Raw genomic sequence first — 19,342 nt, forward strand, 5'->3', positions numbered from 1 at the left:
AGTCAGTCTATCCGGCGGCGTCGGCCGTCTCGGGGGCGTGGGTGTCGGTGAGGGCCGCAACGCGGGGGCGACCGCCGACGATCCAGTAGCCGAGTCCGACGACGATGCCGCCGCCGACGAGGTTGCCGAGCCCCACCCAGAGCATGTTGTTCGCGAACAGGGCCCAGGTGAAGTGGGGGTCGCCACTGAACAGGCCGATGCCGTAGGTGGTCATGTTCGCGACGACGTGCTCGAAGCCGGAACTGATGAAGGCGAGGATCGCGGCGAAGATCAGCAGGATCTTGGCGACGTCGGAGCGCACGCGCGCGCACATCCAGATCGCGAGGCACACGAGCACGTTGCAGAGGATGCCGCGGACGAACAGCTGCAGCGGACCCTCCTCGGCCTTGGCGGCGAGCATGTCGGCGATCATCTTGCCGGCGGGTGCGTTGGAATGCAGGACACCGGACGCGACGATGAGGGCGGCGAAGACGAGGGCGCCGACGAGGTTGGCGACGAAGGTGGCCGCCATGGTGCCGATCGCGCGCCACCACCCGACTGCGCCCATCAGGGCGCCCTGGGGGAGGATCATCATCGCGCTGGTGAGAAGGTCGGCGCCGGCGAAGACGACGAGGGTCAGGGCGACGCCGAACACGAGGCCGGCGACAAGTTTTGCGAGGCCGTCGCCCGCGGCGATGAGTGGTCCGGCGGTGGCGACCATCAGCACGACGCCGATGCCGATGTAGGCGCCGGCGAGCATGCCGGACACGGCGAAGCGGCCGGGTGAGCGCAGTCCCTCGGCCTTGTGGACCGCGGCATCCGCCTGCACCTGCAGGGTCTCGGGAATCGTGAGCACGACGGCAGTCTACGAAGAGTGGTCGGACCACAATGGGCGGTTGGGCTGTGGAAAATCGAGCACTGAGATGTGAACGGGTAGGTTCGCAACGGAGCATGCAGCGCCTCTCGCGCCGACAGCAGTGCACCTTCCTCGTGTGTCGACCAGCCAGCCCAGGGAGATGAGTATCGATGATGATGCAGGACAAGCATGAGGGCCGGCCTGGCTGGTTCGCCACCATCGCGCGGCCCGGCCCGCACCTCTTCGCCACAGCCCTCACGTTCGGAATGATCGTGATGGGCGTGGGGCTGAGCATCGCGGTTCCGGATGCCGCTCCCGCCGTCACCGTCGGCATCGCTATGCCTGCGTTGGCGTGGTGGTCCTGGATGATGCGCGCTTCCCGGTCGAGCTAGGGCGTGTTGCTAAAGGCCTCGATTGGATCGATAGCTTGGCTGTATGCCTCGTGATTCGGTGACGGTGGCGGCGGACCTTGATGCGTCCGTCGAGGTTGTCTGGCGACTCCTGACGGCTGGACGAGGTGCATGGTGGCCTGAGATGCGCTTCGAGGCGGCCGTTGGCTCGCCGCTCGTCGAGACCTGGGTCGAGGAAGGCCGTCAGGTATGCGCGACGGGGAGCGTCACGCGCTGTGACGAGCCGCATGTGCTCGGATTCAGTTGGACCGAACAGGGCTGGGAGCACCCTCTCGACGTCGTGATCGAGCTGGTAGCGCACGGGCAGGCAACCTCGGTCACCCTCACCGAGTCAGGATTCTGCCGTGCTCGAACTCCGCACTCGTTGCCTGCGGAACACGAAGAGGGGTGGCGATACCACTTGGCGCGATTGAAGCGGATGAGCGAGGGTGAAGCAGTCGACTTCGATGCTTAGAGAACGCCGGTGGTGAGCCAGTGGAGTGTCGCGGCGAGGCAGAGGCCGGCGTGGTAGTCGCGGGCGGTCTTGTCTGAGCGCATCGCGATCCCGCGCCACTGCTTGAGCTCGTTGAAGCACCGCTCAACGACGTTGCTGCCGCGGCAGAGAGCTGTCGCCGGACAGGCGTCGGGCTGTGGATATCTCTCACCGGCGGTGCGCCGACGATGCCACGATGCCGAGGTGAGCCCCTCCACGTACACGCCCGACGCGCCGCTCGTGTCGGCGGGGGCCTCGGCGAGTGTTGTGCAGGCGATCGCGGAACGTGTGCGCGACCGGCTTCGTGAGGAACAGGCCGATCCGCTCCGCCACCCCGATCGCGCCCACCAGGCGGCCGTGGCGGAGGTGCGCCGTCACAACGACTTCGCCCTCGCTCGGGGTCTCGAGTTCGTCGACGACGAGGCCGCCGCCGTCCGCGACGTGCTCGCCCGGGTGACGGGCTACGGCCCGTTGCAGGCGCTGCTGGACGACCCCGAGGTCGAGGAGATCTGGATCAACGGTCCTGGCGCGGTCTTCGCGGCGCGCGCGGGGCGCAGCGAACGCGTTCTGATGAGCATCAGCGATGAAGCGGTACGCGATCTCGTCGAGAAGATGCTGCACGCCACCGGGCGGCGAGTCGATCTCAGCCAACCGTTCGTGGACGCGTCGCTTCCGGACGGAAGCCGACTTCACGTCGTCATCCCCGACATCACGCGCTCACACCTCGCCGTCAACATCCGCAAGTTCCTGCCTGCGCGGCGGACGCTGGACGACCTCGTCGGTGCCGGGGCGCTGCCCGCGCAGGTCGCCGACATGCTGCGCGACGCCATGGTGGAGGGGCGAAACGTCGTGGTGTCCGGAGCCACGCACGCGGGCAAGACGACGATGCTGGCGGCCCTCATCGGCGCCTGCCGACCAGAGCAGAGGATCATCACGGTCGAGGAGACCTTCGAACTCGCCGTCACCGCCCCCGACGTCGTCGCTCTGCAGGGGCGCCAGCCGAGTCTGGAGGGGACGGGCGCGGTGAGTCTGCGTCGCCTCGTGAAGGAGGCGCTGCGCATGCGGCCCGATCGCCTGATCGTCGGGGAGGTCCGTGACGCGGAGGCGCTCGATCTCCTCCTCGCCCTGCACACCGGCGTTCCCGGCGCGGCGACGATCCATGCCAACAGCGCCGACGATGCGCTGTCGCGGCTCGCCACTCTGCCGTTGCTGGCCGGACGGAACATCGACGCCGCCTTCGTCCAGCCTGCGATTGCGACCGGCGTCCACCTTGTCGTGCACTGCCGTCGCGGGCCGAGCGGCGAACGGTTCATCGAGGAAGTGATCGAGACGACCGGACGCACTCATGAGGGCGTCATCGACACCCGCGTGGTCTACCGACGGGGCCGCTCATGACGGTCGTCTGGGGTGCGGCGCTTGCGGCCGGCATTCTTCTCGTCCTGTCACCCTGGCTGTGGCCGGTGCGCGAGCGGGACGAGGCACCGCGCCGAGACGGACGTGTGTCGCGGATGCTCGATGAGGCCGGCTTCGCACACGCCTCCACCATGCGTCCGGTGTTGATCGCCGTCGTCCTCTGCGCACTGTTCTGCGCCATCAGCTGGCTGGTGACCGGACTCGGCGCGGTGGCGGTGGTCGCGGCGCTGGCTGGGGCGGCAGCGCCGTTCGCCTGGCTCCGCGGGCGTGCGCGGCGGCTTCGGAGGTCGCGCCGCGCGTTGTGGTCCGACGTGTGCGACCTCTTGATCTCTTCCGCCCGTGCGGGTGTGTCGCTTCCGGATGCCGTGGCGGCTCTCGCGACGAGTGGTCCGCCTCCGCTGCGAGCTGCGTTCGAGCGCTTCCGCTTCGACATGGCGGCGTCTGGGCACTTCGACTCCAGCGCGCTGCGTCTCAAGGCAGCCCTCGCCGATCCGGTGGCCGACCGCATCATCGAGACTCTCCGGATGGCGCGACAGGTCGGCGGAACCGAGCTGACCGCCGTGCTCCGCGCGCTCTCGGCATCCGTGCGTGCCGACGCCACCCTTCGCGCCGAGGTGGAGGCGAGACAGTCCTGGGTGCGCGGAGCGGCGATCGTCGGGGTCGTGGCGCCGTGGATCGTTCTCGGCCTGCTGGCACTTCGCCCCGAGGGTGCCAGCGCCTACGCGAGCCCTGCCGGCGTCGCGGTGATTCTCGTCGGCGCGGTCGTCTCCGTCGGCGCGTACCGACTCACGATTCGCATCGGCCGCTTGCCGGAACCGCGGCGGTGGTTCGCATGAGCGTTCTGAGCCTCGCTGCATCCGCCGTCGTCCTCGGTGTCGCGCTCGGCACGGGATTGCTGTTGGTCGTCGGACGACTCCCGCGGTGGGCGGCGCCCTCGCTCTCGCGTCGCGTCGCGCCGTATCTGCGCGACATCGCCGATCCGCTCGGCATCACTCCGCTCCCGCCCGCGGCGGTGACGTCGTCGTGGCGGCTTCTGCGAGACCGCATGGCCTCCTCCTGGGTGGCACTCGGAGGAGGAGGAAGTGTCGCGCGTCGCCTGCGTCAGGCGGGGTGGCGTCGGGATGTCGTGGCCTTTCGTGCCAGGCAGCTCGGATGGGCTGTGGGTGGGCTCGGAGCAGGTGGACTTCTCGTCGTCGCACTGACCCTTCTCGGGCGTGGCGGGCCGACGCTCGCCGTGCTGCCTCCGCTGTTCGCCGCGGCCGGAGTTCTCGGCTGCGACTACCGCCTGACGAGAGCGGCGCGCCAGCGGATCGCGCGCGTCGAGGAGGAGCTTCCGACCGTGCTGGAGTTCCTTTCGCTGTGCCTGGCTGCCGGGGAAGGTTTGCGTGACGCGCTGCGTCGCGTGGGCGAGGTCGGCTCCGGCGTTCTGACCGGTGAACTCCGTGCGGCAGTGCTGGCGAGCGGCACCGGCTCGAGCCTGCCGGATGCGCTGCTCTCGGTGTCGAAGAGCCTCGACGTTCCGGCACTCGCGCGAGCAATTGAGCATCTGGTGGCGGCGATGGACCGTGGAGCGCCCCTCGCGCACGTTCTGCAAGAGCAGGCCGTCGATGCGCGAGAGGACGCTAAGCGGGGGCTGTTGGAACTGGCGGGGCGCAAGGAGATCTTGATGCTTCTGCCGCTCGTGTTCTTGATCCTGCCGCTTTCGGTTCTCTTCGCGATCTTCCCCGGCATCGTCATGCTGCGGCTCGGCGTCGGTTGATGTCGGCGGAACTCGTCGGACATCCTCGACCACAGATCCGACGGATGTCGTGCAGCGCCGCCGAAAGTCATAGGCGGTGCCGGAGCGGCCTCTGCGGCACCTATCGGCCCGTGCAACATTCCGGAGGGGATATACGCGGTCAGCGGCGAGGACTACGCCGTGCAGAACTGCCGATCGACGACGGCACGGCTGCAGCTGATCATCATCGATCACGGTGCCGTTCACGCACCGCGACGCGTGCACGTCCGTAGCTCCGGGCGGCACGCTCAGCATTCTGAACGGCGTTCCCACCCTGACGGCGCGGTGGAGCTGGACGTACTGCTGAGCCGTATCGGCCGTCGCCGCGAGGAGCGATGGGTCATTCCTCGTTCCCACTGCTGTGGATAACTCCCGCGCGAGAGGACTCATCCGAGCACACTCGACGCATGGACAGTTCACAGCGATCCGCTCTCCGCGAGTTCGTCGACGACGAAACGGGTGACGTTCCGGGCTGGGTGCTCGTCACATTGATGACCGCCGGACTCGTCGTCGCGATCTGGACTCTCGCCGGCCCCGCGTTGGCTGCGCTGTTCGAGCAGGCGCTGAGCCGCGTCTCCGGTCTCTGATCCCGGGAGCCGGCGTGGAGAGCCTCCGCCACGATCAGCGCGGCTCGAGCACCGTTGAGTTCGTGCTCGTCGGAACGCTTCTGACTCTCTTGACCCTCGGTGTGCTGCAGCTGGCGCTCGCCGTGTACATCCGCAACGTCGTCCACGATGCGGCGGTGGAGGGCGCCTACTTCGGCGCGCTCGCCGACACGGATGCCGACGCTGGCGCCGCCCGCACGGCCCAACTGATCGCGACGGCGGTGGGTGAGGGCATCGGCGCGCGGGTGAGCGCGTCGGACACCGACACGGCGCGCGGACCCGAGGTGGAGGTCCGCGTGGTGGCGACGCTCCCGCTGGTGGGACTGCTCGGAGTGCCCTCCGGGATGGAGGTGAGCGCCCGTGCCCCGCGTGAGAGTTTCGACTGACCCACCGCGGGCGATTCAGGGTGTGACGCTCAGAGACGACAGCGGCTCGGCATCCCTGGAGTTCATCACCGTCGGGCTCATCCTGCTCGTGCCCCTCGTCTACCTCATCGTCGCGCTCGGCAGCATCCAATCCCAGGCGCTGGGGGCCGAAACAGCTGCGCGGCAGCTCGCTCGCACGATCGCCTCGTCGTCCGACCTCGCGACGGCCGACGCCCGCACCCAGCGCGTCGTCGATGCCATCGTCGCCGAATACGGCATCGACCGCTCGACCCTCGACATTCACGTGCAGTGCGACACGTCCGGTCCGTGCCCCGCGGCCGGCGCGATGCTCTCGGTCACCGTGACGGCAGAGGTGCCGTTGCCGCTCGTCCCGCCGGTGCTCGGTCTCGACCAGGCGGCGCGCGTGCCGGTCACCGCGACCGGGGTGCAGAAGGTCTCCCGTTATTGGGTCGAGCTGTGAGGGCGTTCGCGTCGCGACGTCACGATGACGAAGACGGCAGCGTGCTGATCCTGGCACTCGGCTACTTCGTCATCGCGGTCGTGCTGGTACTCGTCTGTGTCGACGCGACGAGTCTCTACCTCACGCAGAAGCGCCTGGATGCTGCCGCCGACGCGGCCGCGCTCGCCGGGGCGGACGGCTTCACTCTCACGGTCGACGCTTCGGGCCCGGCCGCACGGTTGACGGATGCCGGTGTCTACGATCAGGCCGAGGAGCTGCTCGCGGCCACCCAGACGGCCGAGCTGGTCGCGGCATCCACCCCCGACGGCGTCTCGGCACGCGTCACGGTCGCGACGACCTGGCGCCCGCCCGTGCTGACGCTGTTCGTCCCGGACGGCTGGCCGCTGGAGTCCACCGCGACCAGCCGTACCGCGTTGCGATGAGAGCTACTCTGCCCCTGCGCGCCGTGGCCATGCCCGCCACCCGGACGGCAGACTCCGCAGAATGGGCTCCGCCGCCGCACGGCGTTCCGCAGGCACGGGGACCGCGTTCGAGAAGCCTCCCGACGAGCCGGTCGGGTATCGCACCTGATACCACGCCGCCGCTTCTGCGTCGCGCCGCCCGACGCTTTCGCTGTAGTTGCCGCTGACGACGGCGAAGACATGCTCCTCGAGCTCGTCGGCCTCGCGCTGCCACGGGGTGTCGCACGCGTCGCACCCGCACAGCGGGAAGGGGAAGTCGTGCAGCAGGCCCGCGTGCAGGAGCAGACCCGGGAAAGCCGTGAACACGAACGTCAGCCCAGCGCAGTCCGGCTCGCGCGGGCGCACCCTGACGGCCCGCGGCACCTCCCAGCTCGGTGGCGCGAGAAGGTCGGCGACGACATGTGGGCCGTCGTCGATCTCCACGTCGTACGTGAGCCGCAGGTGATCGATGAGCGCCGCCGCGACCGTGTGCAGTGGCGCGTAGCGTTCCGGATGCACGGTGACCGAGTACGCCTCGGTCGGCGGAGAGCCCTCCCACCGGTTTCCGTAATCGATGACCTCTCCGTCGGCATCGACGAACACCTGGGGTGCGATCGACGGGCGGGTGTACCGGCTCATCCCGTCATCCTGCCGCAGCCGTGATCGGCGCGCACTCACCGCGTGCGCGGCACGAACCTCGGCACCCAGCGGATGAACCCGGCCGCCCCCGCGAGGCCGATCACGCCGATGACGCCGGTGGCGACCGAGAGGGAGACGACCGCGGCGACGGCTGAGACGAGCAGGGGAGCGATCGCGCCCCCGGCATCCGTCAGCGTCCGCCACGACCCGAGGAAGGCCGCCGGGTCGTCCTGCGGCGCGACGTCGGCGCCGAGCGTGAGCAGGATGCCGCTGGAAAGACCATTGCCCACGCCCAGAACCGCCGCGAACAGGGCGAACCACATCGCCGCCTGCGAGAGGTCGTGCGTGAACGCGAGCGCGAGGAAACCCGACCCCATCAGCACCATCGCGGGAAGCGCGGCCCAGAGGCGGCCGAAGCGGTCCATCACCTGGCCGCTCGCGTAGAAAAGGGCGAAGTCGATCGCGCCGGAGATGCCGACGACGAGCGCGATCGTCTGCGCGTCGAGCCCGATCGACACGCCCCACAGCGGAAGTACAACCTGACGCGCCGACCGCACCGCCGAGAGGGATGCCGCCGCGAGCCCCAACCGCGACAGCACCCCGCGGAAGCGCCACATCGTGCGGAAGACACCCACCCGGTCGGGGACGGGGATCGACCCGGTGACAGGCTCACCGGTGTCTTCGGCGAGCCTCGAGTCGCCGGACGAGCGCGTGACGCGGGGGACCGGCACGGCATCCTCCGGGTCGGGACCGAACACGAGCAGTGCGATCGTGGCGAGCAGGCACGCGCCGAAGAACCAGACCGTCGAGTGCTCATCGCCGAAGATCGCGATGAGGGCGGCGGCGAGGAAGGGCCCGACGAACATGCCGAGGCGGAACGTGCCGCCCAGCAGCGACAGCGCCCGCGCCCGGTAAGCGATCGGCACCCGCGTCGTCATGAACGAGTGCCGTGCCAGACCGAACGCGGCCGCGCAGAATCCGATGAGGAACACCGCGGCCGCCAGCACCGGCAGGCTCGGTGCGAACAGCATCCCGGCGACGCCGCCGAGTGCGAGGACCCCGCCGACGATCATCGTCATCCGCTCGCCGATGCGGCTCACGGCCCAGCCCGCCGGGATGTTGCCGCAGAGCTGTCCGACGACGAGTGCCGAGGCGACGAGTGCTGCGGTCGGAACGTCGGCGCCCAGCTGCGCCGCGATCACCGGGAAGAGCGGAACGACGGCCCCCTCGCCGAGAGCGAAGAGCACGGTCGGACCGTAGATCATGGGTGCCAGGCGCCAGAGCATCGGTCCCATGCCGGGCGCGGACGCGGGATCTGGCATGCGGGAGCTCACCCGATCCACGTTAGTCTGGAGTGTCATGCTTGATTTCGATCCTTCCGCCGACATCCAGGCCCTGCGTTCCACCTTCTCCGACATCCAGGCGGTGGTCGACGTCGAGGGGCTGCGTGCGGAGATCGCGCGCCTGTCCGACGAAGCCGGTGCCCCCGACCTCTGGGACGACGTCGAGAAGGCGCAGAAGGTCACGAGCGCACTCAGCCATCGTCAGGCCGACCTCAAGCGCGTCACCGACGTCGAGCAGCGCCTCGACGACCTCGATGTGCTCGTCGAGCTGGCGCACGAGATGGACGACGAAGACACCGCGGCCGAGGCGCGCCGCGAGATCGCCGCCCTGCAGGACGTCATCGGCCAGCTCGAGGTGCAGACGCTGCTGGACGGCGAGTACGACGACCGCCCCGCGGTCGTCACGATCCGCTCCGGCGCGGGCGGCGACGACGCCACCGACTTCGCCGAGATGCTCCTGCGCATGTACCTGCGTTGGGCGGAACGTCACAAGTACTCCGTGAAGGTCATGGACACCTCCTACGCGGAGGGAGCGGGCATCAAGTCCGCCACGTTCGAGGTCGACGCCCCCTACGCGTACGGCACCCTGTCGGTCGAGGCCGGCACGCACCGACTGGCGCGCATCAGCCCGTTCGGCGGCGCGGACAAGCGCCAGACGTCGTTCGCCGCGGTCGAGGTCATCCCCGCGCTCGAAGAGGCCGTCGAGGTCGAGGTTCCCGAAAGTGACATCCGCGTCGACGTGTTCCGCTCGTCGGGCCCGGGCGGTCAGTCGGTCAACACGACCGACTCCGCGGTGCGCATCACCCACCTGCCGACAGGCCTCGTCGTCTCGATGCAGAACGAGAAGAGCCAGATCCAGAACCGCGCTGCGGCCATGCGCGTGCTCCAGACGCGTCTGCTGCTGCTCAAGCGCGAAGAGGAGGCCGCGAAGAAGAAGGAGCTCGCCGGTACCATCACGGCCAGCTGGGGCGACCAGATGCGTTCCTACTTCCTCTACGGACAGCAGCTCGTCAAGGATCTCCGCACCGGCTACGAGGTCGGCAACCCCGCCGTCGTCTTCGATGGCGACCTCGACGGCCTCATCGCCGCCGGCATCCGGTGGCGCAAGCGCAAGGACGACGACGACTGATCAGTCGCGGCCCAGCCATCCCGTGATGGCGTCGCGGAACGCGGTGGGCTGTTCGACCCAGGGGTAGTGCCCGCAGGCGGCGAGCCAGACGAGGTCGGCTCCGAGTGCTGCGGCGTCGTCGGCAACCGGTCGAACGCCGGTGAGCAGGTCGGCGTCGCCGGCGACGATCGTCGTGGGTGGAAGAGACGCCGAGCGGATGCGCTCGGCCGCATCGGCCGGAATGTCGTGGAACCACGCGCATGCCGCCGGAACTGCTCGACGACGTCGGCGTCGGTGGTCGCGGTGTCCTCGCCCAGCGCGACGATTGCGGAAACCACGTCGGGCTCGGTGCGGGCGGCGCCGATGGCCGCGGCGTCGGATGGCGATCCGCACAGCCAGGTCGCCGGCGGAGTGATCAGCGCCGGGGACGCGATGCGGTCCGGGTATCGCCGCGCGGTCGCGCTCTCGCCGATGCCGGCGATCGAGCATGCGCACCCGGCCACGCTATCGGGAGTGCAGTCGACACGCGGCGAGTGTCGCACCCGGCATCCGCAGAGGGGCGACGTAGGCTCATCGAGTCATGATCCGGTTCGAGCACGTCACCAAGAAGTACCGAGGGACCAGCAAGCCGGCGCTGAGCGACGTCGACTTCGAGGTGCAGCGCGGGGAGTTCGTCTTCCTCGTGGGCGCCTCCGGCTCGGGAAAGTCCTCCTGTCTGCGCCTGATCCTGCGGGAGGACGGTCCCAGCGAGGGGCGCGTCGTCGTGCTCGGTCGCGACCTCAAGACCCTCTCGACACGCAAGGTTCCGTACTTCCGTCGGCACATCGGGTCGGTCTTCCAGGACTTCCGTCTGCTGCCCAACAAGACGGTGTTCCAGAACGTCGCCTTCACGCTGCAGGTCATCGGCGCATCCCGCGCCTTCATCCAGCAGGCCGTGCCCGAAGCGCTCGCTCTCGTCGGCTTGGACGGAAAGCAGAAGCGCCTGCCGCACGAGCTGTCGGGTGGCGAGCAGCAGCGCGTCGCGATCGCGCGGGCGATCGTCAACCGGCCGCAGATCCTGCTCGCCGACGAGCCCACCGGAAACCTCGACCCGGCGACCTCCATCGACATCATGCAGCTGCTCGCCCGCATCAACGCCGGTGGCACGACGGTGGTCATGGCCACCCACGAGGCCGGCTTCGTCGATCAGATGAAGCGCCGCGTCATCGAGCTGCGCGGCGGTGTGATGGTGCGCGACGACCGCCACGGCGGCTACGGCGACACGTCATCGCTGCCCTCGCTGCAACCGCAGATGGAACGCGGCGCGGCAGCAACGGCCGCACTGACCGCGGTGCTCGAACTGCAGCGCGAGATCGCGGAAGCTCCCGTCGAGCCCGTCCCCGCCCCGCCGACCGCTTCGACGGCGCCGGATGCCGCGGCATCCCCGCCCCTCACACGCCCGGCCGCTCCCGCGCCTGCAGCCACGACGCCTGCCGACCGGGCGGCGGACGCGTCGCCGAGACCGGCCATGCAGCGCCCCGCGCCGCTGCCGGCGACGACGGAGCCGGTGCCGCTCACGCGTCCGATCACCATCGCCGCCCCCGAGGTCGACCTCGGCGAGCTGGGCGTGGGTGACATCGACCTCGGCAAACTCGGGGTCGCCGACCGCCGCGGCCGCGAAGCCGACGAGAACGACGAAGTGGGACCCACCTCATGAGGATGCAGCTGATTCTCGGCGAGGCGCTCACCGGGCTGCGTCGCAACGCGTCGATGGTGATCTCCGTCGTGCTCGTGACGTTCGTCTCGCTGACGTTCGTCGGTGCCGCGATGCTGATGCAGATGCAGATCGGCAAGATGCGCGACTACTGGTCCGAGCGTGCGCAGGTCTCGGTGATCATGTGCCGCGAGGATTCCACGGCCACGACGTGTGCCGACGGCGCCGCGACGCAGGAGCAGATCGATCAGGTCTCGCAGCGGCTGTCGAGCTCCGCGCTGGGCGGAGTCGTTCGGGATGTGCGGTTCGAGTCGTCCGATGAGGCGTACCAGAACCTGCTGAAGCTCTACGGCGACGAGTACAAGGACTATGTGACGCCAGCGCAGCTCGGTGACACCTACTTCGTCGGGCTCATCGATCCCGAGAAGGCCGACGTCATCACTGAGGCGTTCAACGGGATGGCCGGTGTGGAGGAGGTGAAGAACCAGCTGCAGTATCTCGAGCCGCTGTTCTCCGCCCTCACGATCGCCACCTACATCGCCGTCGGAATCGCCGCGCTGATGCTGATCGCGGCCGTGCTCTTGATCGCGACCACCATCCGGCTGTCCGCGTACGCGCGACGGCGGGAGGTGGGCATCATGCGACTGGTCGGCGCCTCGAACCGCTTCATCCAGACGCCGTTCGTGCTCGAAGGCGTCTTCGCGGCGTTCATCGGATCGCTCATGGCGGGCGCCGCGATCGTCGTGGGTGTGCACTTCGGCGTGGGGGAGTACCTGAAGGGCCGCGTGAGCTTCATCACCGATTGGATCGACATGGGTGATGCCGCCATCGTCATCCCGGTCATCATCGTCATCGGCCTGGTGCTAGCGGCGTTGTCGGCGAGCTTCGCGATCCGCCGGTGGCTGCGGGCGTGAGATAGACTGACGGGCTGCCGTGTCCGCGGCATCCCGTCGTTCGTCGGCGGAACAACGCCATCCACCACAGAGGATCAACCATGCCCAGGGAACGCGGGGAGAAGGTCGTCGCGACCAACCGTCGCGCGCACCACGACTACACCATCGAGAAGACGTACGAAGCGGGCCTCGTGCTCACGGGTACCGAGGTGAAGTCTTTGCGTCAGGGCCGGGCCAACCTGTCGGACGGATACGCCTACATCGACGGGGGCCAGGCCTACCTCGATGCCGTGCACATCCCGGAGTACTCGCAGGGGCACTGGACCAATCACGCCTCCAAGCGCACACGCAAGCTGCTGCTGCACAAGGACGAGATCGTCAAGCTGTCGCACGCCGTCAGCGCCGGCGGGTACACGTTGGTTCCGTTGAAGCTCTACTTCTCCGACGGGCGAGCGAAGGTCGAGATCGCGATCGCCAAGGGCAAGCGCGAGTACGAGAAGCGGCAGACGATCCGCGAGCGCGAAGACAAGCGCGAGGCCGAGCGGGCGATGCGCAGCCGCAACCTCCGCGGCGAGTAGAACGCACGATCTCCGCAGAATGTGACGAACTCCGCAGCCGACAGCGTGACGGGATGCGGAGGAGGGGTGATTCTGCGGACTCGAAGGGATGCCGTGCGCCGCAGGCGGCGCGAACTGACGAGACCTAGCGTGCGATGAAGCGGGCCTCGACTCCTGCCGACACGACGATCTCGTCGGGCCGGAACTCGACGGCGGCGGCCCGATCGAACTCGGCCATGCCGGCGGCCTTCGCCATCACCCGCGGCGCGGGACCGGGGGAGGATGCCGCGCCCAGCAGCCCCAGGTCGGCGATCTCGACCGGGACGACCTCGCGTCGTCCGATCGCCGCGGCATAGGCCGAGGCCCGCTCGACCGCGACGGCGACGGCGTCCGTGGCGACGTCGCGCTCGACACGCGCGCGCGTCTCGGGCGTGAGCTGCCACTCCACAGCTCCCACCTGTAGCCCGTCGGTTCCGGCGATCTCATTGACCCAGTCCGACAGAGCAACCGTGTCGGTGAAGGTCGCGGTCAGCTCCACCGACGCGTGATGGACGAGGTCCAGCTGGCGGCCCTCGTTGTTCCACGGCCGGTCGGCCCACACCGACATGCGTTGACTCGACCAGTCCGAGATCGTGCCCGCCGTTGCGAGCGTGGCGAGGTGGCTGCGGACCGGCTCCGAGAGGCCGGCGACCCGCGAGACGACGGCGGCGCGCTCGGGTCCGTCGGCGGATGCCGTCACGTGCGCAACGGCGCGCTCGGGCAGCACTCGGGTGTGGCTCTCGCCGCGGACGGTGATCGTGACCTCGCTCATGGGGTAAACTGTAATGCTCGGGTGCCGACGGCAACCGAGAGACAACTCCACAGCGTGACAGTGGCTCATTCGCCGCACGGCACGTCGCCGTGACGCACACGGGGCTGATCGGTTTCGACAGCGTCTGTGAATCTGCGAGAAGCGGGCCGAGGATGCAGGGTTATCTCGTTAACGATCTCTGCGAACCTATAAGTGCCGAATCCAAGCGCACTGACTTCGCCCTCGCTGCCTAAGCGAGCCCGATAGTCCGTCAGACCGTGTGTGACCCCGCCACGGACCCTGGCGTCATCTAGGGGTCTTGCTGCGTGACGGCGCCTGGACGTCACGCGGGACTCTTCCCAGGCTGGGCTCGTCGACTTAGGTGTCTGTGACAAAGGTCGGAGCCGAGCAGAACGTCTTCACAGACTGCGCCCGGAGAAGACGCAGTATCCCAGCGTTGGACGGGGGTTCGATTCCCCCCAGCTCCACGACGCCACTGTCACCGGCGAAGGCCCCGGCATCCGATCATGGATGCCGGGGCCTTCGCCGTCTGCGGGTGTCAGTCCGCCGTGCGCTTCGTGCGACGGCGCGCGAGCAGGATGCCTCCGGCCAGCACCAGTGCCGCGCCGATGCCGCCGACGAGCAGCGCGGCGGTGTCGTCGCCACCGGTCTCCGGCAGTGTCGCCCTGGTCGTCGCGGCCGCCGCGGCCGCGACGGGCGTCGAGGTGCCGCTCGCCGCCGCGGGCAGGGCCGCGTTCACGACGTAACGCTCGACGGTGGTGCCGTCCTGAGCGGTGACCGTGACCGTGACGGTGCGGCCCGAGACGCTGACGGCCGCTGCGGCATTCGGGTTCGTGGTGGTCACCGTCACGTCCCCGGCAGCGATCGCAGTCTGCGGGTCGGTGATGGTCGTGCCGGCCGTGCTGGTCGCGGCATCCAGGGGGACGGAGACGCCGTCGACGGTGATCGACGAGGCGGACGCGTCGTTCGAGACGAGCAGGTTCGTGCGCAGCGCGGCGACGTCCTGCTCGGTGAGGCCGATGGTCTTGCGCAGGTACGCGTCGACACCGCCGTACTTCGAGGTCACATCTGCCTCGAACGTCCCCTGTAGTAGTTGGGGGGTCGCCCAGGTCACGCCCAGCTGCGTGTTCGACAGCAGGTAGTCGTGCAGGATGTCGGACGCGCTCACGCCGAGGATGTTGTACAGGAGGTCCATCACGGTCCCGGTGCGGTCCATGCCGTGCGAGCAGTGGATGAGGACGGTGCCGGTCGTGTCCTGGGCGATGAGGCGGAGGATCTGCGCGTAGGCCGTGATCATGGGGCCGCGATCATTCGGGCCGTTGTAGCCCTTGTCGACCAGGTCGTGGTACATCACGGTGTCGTCGGGGTAGTTGCCGTCGGCGCCGAACATGGAGATGTTCACCGACTTTGCGCCGGGGACCGGCACGTCGGGCTTCGCAGCGATCTGCGTGGCCGTGCGCAGGTCGATGACGAGGTTCACATGGTACTTCGTCGCCAGGGTCGTGGCGCCGTCGCTGGTGATCTTGTCGAGCGACTCGGTGCGCAGTACGCGCGGCGCGTTGACCACCTGGCCGCCCAGCCCGGTGAACGATCCGAGTTCGCGGCCGTTGACGAGGCCGGGGACGTCGGTGATGGCGTGGTCCTTCGCCGTCAGCGGGGGCTGGCTGGCGGCGTCGGCGGCGCTGGCGCTGGTGGCGCCGAAGCCGATGGAGCAGACGACGGCGGCGGCGACGAGGGTGGTTGCGCCGAGTCGGTCGATGAATCCGCGTCGGGTGCGGTGCGAGATCACGATTTTCCTTACAGTCGAGAGGGAGATGTCATCCGCCTTCGCCCGCACCGATCAGGTAGCGGGGAAGGGGCGGCGATCACCCAGACTGCGGGCCGTGCGCGGCGCGCACGGCAACGGGGCGTGAATCGCGACTGACGTCGGCTGATGGATCTCGTGAGCGTCGGTTGTGGACGCGCTGAGAGGGGTGCTCCCGAGGAGCGGTCGGCGCGTCAGCCGGCGGTGACCGGCATGAGCAGCAAGTTCTGCTTCGTGTCCGATACAGCGACCCAGCCGTCGCCGAACTGGTACGTCATGCCGTATCCCTTGTCATCCACGGTGATCACGCGCGACGGGTCCTGCGTGATGTAGAAGCCCGAATCGGCCGGCTCGCGGCGCCAGCCCTCCTTCTCGAGCTGTGCGGCCACCGTCTCGGCGTCGGCGGTGCTGATGGGTGCCCAGCCGAACTCGATGAGGTTGCCCGATGCGACCGAGTAGTTCGCCCAGGTGCAGATCAGTCCACCGTCGATCGGTTCGCTCGGCGGCTGGGTTTCGAACGTGAAGGGCGTCTGCTTGGCTGTCCATCCCTTGCTCTTGAACTCGGCGAGGGTGTCGGAGACGATCATGCTGTCGCAGGTCACGGCGCCGCCCGTCGTCGGCGAGGCGTCCGGCGTCGGCCCGGGCAGCGCCTCGGTCGGCGTGGGTGATACGGCGTTGCCGGTAGGGGTCGGATCGGCCGAGGGTGCGGCTGACGTGCAACCGCTCAGCAGAAGAGCCGTTGCGAGGGCGACGGTGGACAGCGCGAGGGGTGCGAAGCGTGCACGTGTCATCGGCGGGGGTCCGATCGGTCAGGAGATGGCGGGCGAAGCGCCGAGGAGGGAGAGGAAGTCGCGATGAAGACGTCCGTTGGTCGCGAGCGACGAGCGCGACGACAGCGAGTCGGCTCCGTCGATGTCGGTGAACCTGCCGCCGGCTTCGTGGACGATCGGCACGAGGGCGGCGATGTCGTACTCCTTGACGCCGAACTCCGCCACGAACTCGAGTCGCCCCTCAGCGAGGAGCATGTACGGCCAGGTGTCGCCGTAGCCGCGGTCGCGCCAGACTGCGCGGCTGAGGCGCAGCAGATCGTCGGCGCGGCCGACGTCGTCCCATTGCGCGAGCGACTGGAAGCTCACGCTGGCCTCGGCGATCGCGTCGACGTTCGACACACCGAGGCGACGCGCGCCGCCGTCCGGAGTGTTGGTCCAGGCGCCGTGACCGGATGCCGCCCACCAGCGCCGCCCGAGGGCCGGCTGGCTGGCCACCCCGACGCGGGGTACGCCGTCGATGGCGAGGGCGATGAGGGTCGTCCACATCGGGATGCCCTTGAGGTAGTTGGCCGTGCCGTCGATCGGATCGATGATCCACTGCCGGGCCGCGTCACCCGACGTGCCGTACTCCTCGCCCAGGATGCCGTCGCCGGCGCGTTCGGCGGACAACAGCTCCCGCAGCACACGCTCGGTGGCGAGATCGGCCTCCGTGACGTGGGAGGCATCGGCCTTCACCTGGACGTCGAGATCGGCGGCATCGAAGCGTGCCATCGTCACGGCATCCGCCGCATCGGCGAGGCGCAGCGCGAGCCGGAGATCGTCGGTCAGGTCGCCGTCGAAGGGCGCGCTCCAGGCGGACGCGGGGGCGGGGGAGGTCACACCCTCAAGGATAGGGGTCGCGCGGGGCCTCGATTCGCGGTGTGACGTTCGGGATGGTAACGTTGTCCCTCGGTTCGCCAGTGATCTTCTCGAGAGATTCGGCGGCCAACGGAACGCACCTCTAGCTCAATCGGCAGAGCAACTGACTCTTAATCAGTGGGTTCTGGGTTCGAGTCCCAGGGGGTGCACCACCAAGCGAAGGCCCGGACCGTGAGTGATCACGGTCCGGGCCTTCTTCGTTGCTGCCGGCCTCGCCGCACGCAGCTCGGAGGACGGCCTACGCCGCGTCGCCCACGAGTACCGCGGCGGCCTCCTCCGCGGCATCCGCATCGTGTGCGTCGATGCGCGCGAGCGCCCGTCGCCCGATCAGGATCGTCGCGGCCGACACCAATACGGAGATACCGGCGAACACGAACGGTACGGAGGCGTTGAACGCGTGCCACAGAGCGGCGGCGATCGGGGGAGCGGCCGCCCCGCCGAGGAAGCGGACGGCGGAGTACGCCGACGATGCCACCGATCGAGGCAGGTCGGTCGCCTCCATCACCGACTCCGTGAGGATCGTGTTCATGAGCCCCAGCAGCAGACCGCCGACGATGATGCAGATCACCAGTCCCGCGGCGGATCCCACCACGACCGCGGCCGCGAAGAGGTCGATCGCGAGCAGGGGAAGCACGATGAGCATCGCCGTACTGCGCGACAGTCGGCGCAGCAGGATCGGGGCGATCCACACGCTCGTGATCGCGAGGGCCACGCCCCAGCCGAAGAAGGTCAGGCCGATGCCCATCGCACCGAAGCCGAGCGGAAACGGCGAGAAGGCCAACAGGACGAAGAAGCCGATGTTGTAGAAGAGGGCCGCGATCGCGAGCACCGCCAACGCGGGCTGGCGAAGCGCCTGGAAGGGGGCGGACAGCTTCACCGGCGTCCGCTTCTCCTCGCCGCCACGCAGCAGAACGAGCACCGCCACGAAGGCGATCGCCATCAGCGCCACGACGCCGAAGAACGGCCCGCGCCAGCTGAGCTCGCCCAGGATGCCGCCCAGCAGCGGGCCGATCGCGATGCCCAGTCCGAGGGCCGCCTCGTAGAGGATGATCGCCGCCGCGCTGCCGCCGGATGCTGCACCCACGATCGTGGCCAGTGCGGTGGAGATGAACAGGGCATTGCCGAGGCCCCACCCGGCGCGGAAGCCGATGACCGCATCGACGCTTCCCGACACGGCGCACAGCAGTGCGAACACGACGATGAGGCCGAGGCCGATGAGGAGGGTCGCCTTCGTGCCGATGCGGGAGGAGATCCAGCTCGTGACGAGCATCGCGAGTCCGGTGACGACGAGATAGCTCGTGAAGAGCAGCTCGGTCTCCACGGGGCTCGCCTGCAGCGACTCCGCGATGGCGGGCAGGATCGGATCGACCAGGCCGATTCCCATGAAGGCGATGACGCACGCGAAGGCGACCGCCCAGACCTGCGCCGGCTGGCGCCAGATGCTGACCTTGTGGGACGTGGAGGCGTTGTTCATCGAGCCATCTCCGCGACGCGAGTGCGCGCGTTGACGATGTCTGCGGCGCGGCGGATGGTGCGCCACTCATCCTCGTCCAGGTCGGCGAAGCGCGGCGCGAGCGCGGAGCTCAGAACGCCCAGCCACTCCTCGAGGGCCGTCATCCCAGCATCCGTCGCCGAGACGAGGGTCGCGCGCGAGTCGTCGGGATCGACGGTTCGCTCGAGGAGCCCGGCGTCGGCCATCTGTGCGACCAGCCGTGTCATACCGGGCTGCGTGACGCGCGAAAGCGTCGCCAGGTCGCCGATGCGCAGCGGGCCGTGGTCGCGCAGGAGCACGAGCGTGCGCCATTGGGCGGAGGGGGCTTCGGTGCGGGTGTCCAGCGCGGCCACCCGTGTCAGGGCGTGCGCGCCGAGCAGCAGTCGCAGAATGTCGTCGGAATGATGCATACCAAGAGTATATACCGGCAGTATGTAAAAGGGGTTATGGGATCGTGACCGTCCCGTCGGGGGTGAGGTTTGACAACGCGCCGTCGCCTGAAGATGATTGCAGTAC

Annotated in this window: 24 protein-coding genes, 1 tRNA gene and 1 other RNA gene; 15 read left to right on the forward strand and 11 right to left on the reverse strand. The window is 68.9% G+C overall.

The window, feature by feature from the left end:
* Positions 1–7 precede the first annotated feature (7 nt).
* The gene (locus tag ACT53O_RS05685) at positions 8–835 is read right to left on the reverse strand and encodes a formate/nitrite transporter family protein (RefSeq protein WP_135949072.1); all 828 of its coding nucleotides are present in this window, start codon (positions 833–835) and stop codon (positions 8–10) included.
* Between the two features lie 170 nt (positions 836–1,005).
* On the opposite strand from ACT53O_RS05685, the gene ACT53O_RS05690 reads away from it, so the two are divergent.
* On the forward strand, positions 1,006–1,227 hold the full coding sequence (locus ACT53O_RS05690; RefSeq protein WP_061683635.1) for a hypothetical protein: 222 nt from the start codon (positions 1,006–1,008) through the stop codon (positions 1,225–1,227).
* A gap of 43 nt (positions 1,228–1,270) precedes the next feature.
* Positions 1,271–1,699 carry an SRPBCC family protein gene (locus tag ACT53O_RS05695; RefSeq protein ID WP_244295625.1) on the forward strand — a complete coding sequence of 143 codons (429 nt, stop codon included), beginning with the start codon at positions 1,271–1,273 and terminating at the stop codon, positions 1,697–1,699.
* On the opposite strand, the gene ACT53O_RS05700 is transcribed toward ACT53O_RS05695, so the two are convergent.
* Positions 1,696–1,935 carry a transposase gene (locus ACT53O_RS05700; protein ID WP_167487139.1) on the reverse strand — a complete coding sequence of 80 codons (240 nt, stop codon included), beginning with the start codon at positions 1,933–1,935 and terminating at the stop codon, positions 1,696–1,698. The two genes, ACT53O_RS05695 and ACT53O_RS05700, sit on opposite strands and share 4 nt — an antisense overlap.
* Between ACT53O_RS05700 and ACT53O_RS05705 the strand changes: the two genes are divergently transcribed.
* From ACT53O_RS05705 to ACT53O_RS05735, 7 genes are all read left to right on the forward strand, one after another.
* Positions 1,922–3,112, forward strand: a complete 1,191-nt coding sequence (locus ACT53O_RS05705) for a TadA family conjugal transfer-associated ATPase (protein WP_135949074.1) — start codon at positions 1,922–1,924, stop codon at positions 3,110–3,112. The two genes, ACT53O_RS05700 and ACT53O_RS05705, sit on opposite strands and share 14 nt — an antisense overlap.
* On the forward strand, positions 3,109–3,966 hold the full coding sequence (locus tag ACT53O_RS05710) for a type II secretion system F family protein (RefSeq protein WP_112931319.1): 858 nt from the start codon (positions 3,109–3,111) through the stop codon (positions 3,964–3,966). Before ACT53O_RS05705 ends, ACT53O_RS05710 begins: the two co-directional genes overlap by 4 nt.
* Positions 3,963–4,889, forward strand: a complete 927-nt coding sequence (locus ACT53O_RS05715) for a type II secretion system F family protein (RefSeq protein WP_294944782.1) — start codon at positions 3,963–3,965, stop codon at positions 4,887–4,889. Before ACT53O_RS05710 ends, ACT53O_RS05715 begins: the two co-directional genes overlap by 4 nt.
* 425 nt (positions 4,890–5,314) lie before the next feature.
* A complete protein-coding gene (locus ACT53O_RS05720) occupies positions 5,315–5,494 on the forward strand; it encodes a hypothetical protein (RefSeq protein ID WP_039415682.1) in 180 nt (59 codons plus the stop codon).
* 14 nt (positions 5,495–5,508) lie between these two features.
* Complete coding sequence (locus ACT53O_RS05725; protein ID WP_476151565.1) at positions 5,509–5,898, forward strand: TadE/TadG family type IV pilus assembly protein; 390 nt, start codon at positions 5,509–5,511, stop codon at positions 5,896–5,898.
* A 22-nt stretch (positions 5,899–5,920) separates the two neighbouring features.
* On the forward strand, positions 5,921–6,358 hold the full coding sequence (locus ACT53O_RS05730) for a TadE family protein (protein ID WP_476151566.1): 438 nt from the start codon (positions 5,921–5,923) through the stop codon (positions 6,356–6,358).
* On the forward strand, positions 6,355–6,780 hold the full coding sequence (locus ACT53O_RS05735) for a pilus assembly protein TadG-related protein (RefSeq protein WP_112931323.1): 426 nt from the start codon (positions 6,355–6,357) through the stop codon (positions 6,778–6,780). Before ACT53O_RS05730 ends, ACT53O_RS05735 begins: the two co-directional genes overlap by 4 nt.
* 3 nt (positions 6,781–6,783) lie before the next feature.
* Here the strand turns inward: ACT53O_RS05735 and ACT53O_RS05740 are convergent, their stop codons facing one another.
* On the reverse strand, positions 6,784–7,437 hold the full coding sequence (locus tag ACT53O_RS05740) for a DUF6226 family protein (RefSeq protein ID WP_476151567.1): 654 nt from the start codon (positions 7,435–7,437) through the stop codon (positions 6,784–6,786).
* Between the two features lie 35 nt (positions 7,438–7,472).
* Complete coding sequence (locus ACT53O_RS05745) at positions 7,473–8,723, reverse strand: MFS transporter (RefSeq protein ID WP_112932861.1); 1,251 nt, start codon at positions 8,721–8,723, stop codon at positions 7,473–7,475.
* 73 nt (positions 8,724–8,796) lie between these two features.
* Here ACT53O_RS05745 and prfB point away from each other — a divergent pair, with 73 nt between their 5' ends.
* Complete coding sequence (gene prfB, locus ACT53O_RS05750; RefSeq protein WP_036288717.1) at positions 8,797–9,909, forward strand: peptide chain release factor 2; 1,113 nt, start codon at positions 8,797–8,799, stop codon at positions 9,907–9,909.
* Here the strand turns inward: prfB and ACT53O_RS05755 are convergent, their stop codons facing one another.
* Positions 9,910–10,383: an alpha/beta fold hydrolase gene (locus ACT53O_RS05755; protein ID WP_476151568.1), complete on the reverse strand. Its 474-nt coding sequence runs from the start codon at positions 10,381–10,383 to the stop codon at positions 9,910–9,912.
* An 85-nt stretch (positions 10,384–10,468) separates the two neighbouring features.
* Between ACT53O_RS05755 and ftsE the strand changes: the two genes are divergently transcribed.
* The 3 genes from ftsE to smpB all read left to right on the forward strand — a co-directional run bounded on the left by ftsE (position 10,469) and on the right by smpB (position 13,052).
* Complete coding sequence (gene ftsE / locus ACT53O_RS05760; RefSeq protein ID WP_294979785.1) at positions 10,469–11,584, forward strand: cell division ATP-binding protein FtsE; 1,116 nt, start codon at positions 10,469–10,471, stop codon at positions 11,582–11,584.
* Entirely contained in the window at positions 11,581–12,495 is a 915-nt protein-coding gene (gene ftsX / locus ACT53O_RS05765; protein WP_476151569.1) for a permease-like cell division protein FtsX, read from the forward strand. The genes ftsE and ftsX overlap by 4 nt, the downstream gene beginning before the upstream one ends.
* Positions 12,496–12,575: 80 nt before the next feature.
* The gene (gene smpB, locus ACT53O_RS05770) at positions 12,576–13,052 is read left to right on the forward strand and encodes an SsrA-binding protein SmpB (RefSeq protein WP_039415660.1); all 477 of its coding nucleotides are present in this window, start codon (positions 12,576–12,578) and stop codon (positions 13,050–13,052) included.
* Between the two features lie 124 nt (positions 13,053–13,176).
* Here smpB and ACT53O_RS05775 read toward each other — a convergent pair whose 3' ends face one another.
* Positions 13,177–13,842, reverse strand: coding sequence for an SIMPL domain-containing protein (locus ACT53O_RS05775; protein WP_476151570.1), 666 nt, complete (start codon positions 13,840–13,842; stop codon positions 13,177–13,179).
* Positions 13,843–13,942: 100 nt separating this feature from the next.
* On the opposite strand from ACT53O_RS05775, the gene ssrA reads away from it, so the two are divergent.
* Positions 13,943–14,312: a transfer-messenger RNA gene (gene ssrA / locus ACT53O_RS05780) on the forward strand.
* 68 nt (positions 14,313–14,380) lie between these two features.
* On the opposite strand, the gene ACT53O_RS05785 is transcribed toward ssrA, so the two are convergent.
* The 3 genes from ACT53O_RS05785 to ACT53O_RS05795 all read right to left on the reverse strand — a co-directional run bounded on the left by ACT53O_RS05785 (position 14,381) and on the right by ACT53O_RS05795 (position 17,295).
* Positions 14,381–15,631, reverse strand: coding sequence for a tyrosine-protein phosphatase (locus ACT53O_RS05785; RefSeq protein WP_476151571.1), 1,251 nt, complete (start codon positions 15,629–15,631; stop codon positions 14,381–14,383).
* A 209-nt stretch (positions 15,632–15,840) separates the two neighbouring features.
* Positions 15,841–16,437 carry a nitrate ABC transporter substrate-binding protein gene (locus tag ACT53O_RS05790; RefSeq protein WP_476151572.1) on the reverse strand — a complete coding sequence of 199 codons (597 nt, stop codon included), beginning with the start codon at positions 16,435–16,437 and terminating at the stop codon, positions 15,841–15,843.
* A gap of 18 nt (positions 16,438–16,455) precedes the next feature.
* Positions 16,456–17,295 carry an inositol monophosphatase family protein gene (locus tag ACT53O_RS05795; RefSeq protein ID WP_476151573.1) on the reverse strand — a complete coding sequence of 280 codons (840 nt, stop codon included), beginning with the start codon at positions 17,293–17,295 and terminating at the stop codon, positions 16,456–16,458.
* A 115-nt stretch (positions 17,296–17,410) separates the two neighbouring features.
* Here ACT53O_RS05795 and ACT53O_RS05800 point away from each other — a divergent pair.
* Positions 17,411–17,486, forward strand: a tRNA-Lys gene (locus ACT53O_RS05800).
* A gap of 86 nt (positions 17,487–17,572) precedes the next feature.
* On the opposite strand, the gene ACT53O_RS05805 is transcribed toward ACT53O_RS05800, so the two are convergent.
* Both ACT53O_RS05805 and ACT53O_RS05810 read right to left on the reverse strand, forming a co-directional pair.
* Complete coding sequence (locus tag ACT53O_RS05805) at positions 17,573–18,808, reverse strand: MFS transporter (protein ID WP_036318182.1); 1,236 nt, start codon at positions 18,806–18,808, stop codon at positions 17,573–17,575.
* Complete coding sequence (locus ACT53O_RS05810; protein WP_476151574.1) at positions 18,805–19,236, reverse strand: MarR family winged helix-turn-helix transcriptional regulator; 432 nt, start codon at positions 19,234–19,236, stop codon at positions 18,805–18,807. Before ACT53O_RS05810 ends, ACT53O_RS05805 begins: the two co-directional genes overlap by 4 nt.
* Positions 19,237–19,342: the final 106 nt, after the last annotated feature.

The organism is Microbacterium sp. DMC48, from assembly GCF_056313825.1.

Excerpts from the sequence above, each read along its gene's own strand:
- ACT53O_RS05810 (WP_476151574.1), bottom strand. The coding sequence starts at position 19,236 with ATGCATCATTCCGACGACATTCTGCGACTGCTGCTCGGCGCGCACGCC.
- ACT53O_RS05710 (WP_112931319.1), top strand. The coding sequence starts at position 3,109 with ATGACGGTCGTCTGGGGTGCGGCGCTTGCGGCCGGCATTCTTCTCGTC.
- ACT53O_RS05745 (WP_112932861.1), bottom strand. The coding sequence starts at position 8,723 with ATGCTCTGGCGCCTGGCACCCATGATCTACGGTCCGACCGTGCTCTTC.
- ACT53O_RS05720 (WP_039415682.1), top strand. The coding sequence starts at position 5,315 with ATGGACAGTTCACAGCGATCCGCTCTCCGCGAGTTCGTCGACGACGAA.
- ACT53O_RS05790 (WP_476151572.1), bottom strand. The coding sequence starts at position 16,437 with ATGACACGTGCACGCTTCGCACCCCTCGCGCTGTCCACCGTCGCCCTC.
- ftsE (WP_294979785.1), top strand. The coding sequence starts at position 10,469 with ATGATCCGGTTCGAGCACGTCACCAAGAAGTACCGAGGGACCAGCAAG.
- ACT53O_RS05740 (WP_476151567.1), bottom strand. The coding sequence starts at position 7,437 with ATGAGCCGGTACACCCGCCCGTCGATCGCACCCCAGGTGTTCGTCGAT.
- ftsX (WP_476151569.1), top strand. The coding sequence starts at position 11,581 with ATGAGGATGCAGCTGATTCTCGGCGAGGCGCTCACCGGGCTGCGTCGC.
- prfB (WP_036288717.1), top strand. The coding sequence starts at position 8,797 with ATGCTTGATTTCGATCCTTCCGCCGACATCCAGGCCCTGCGTTCCACC.
- ACT53O_RS05695 (WP_244295625.1), top strand. The coding sequence starts at position 1,271 with ATGCCTCGTGATTCGGTGACGGTGGCGGCGGACCTTGATGCGTCCGTC.
- ACT53O_RS05715 (WP_294944782.1), top strand. The coding sequence starts at position 3,963 with ATGAGCGTTCTGAGCCTCGCTGCATCCGCCGTCGTCCTCGGTGTCGCG.
- ACT53O_RS05775 (WP_476151570.1), bottom strand. The coding sequence starts at position 13,842 with ATGAGCGAGGTCACGATCACCGTCCGCGGCGAGAGCCACACCCGAGTG.
- ACT53O_RS05690 (WP_061683635.1), top strand. The coding sequence starts at position 1,006 with ATGATGATGCAGGACAAGCATGAGGGCCGGCCTGGCTGGTTCGCCACC.
- ACT53O_RS05805 (WP_036318182.1), bottom strand. The coding sequence starts at position 18,808 with ATGAACAACGCCTCCACGTCCCACAAGGTCAGCATCTGGCGCCAGCCG.
- smpB (WP_039415660.1), top strand. The coding sequence starts at position 12,576 with ATGCCCAGGGAACGCGGGGAGAAGGTCGTCGCGACCAACCGTCGCGCG.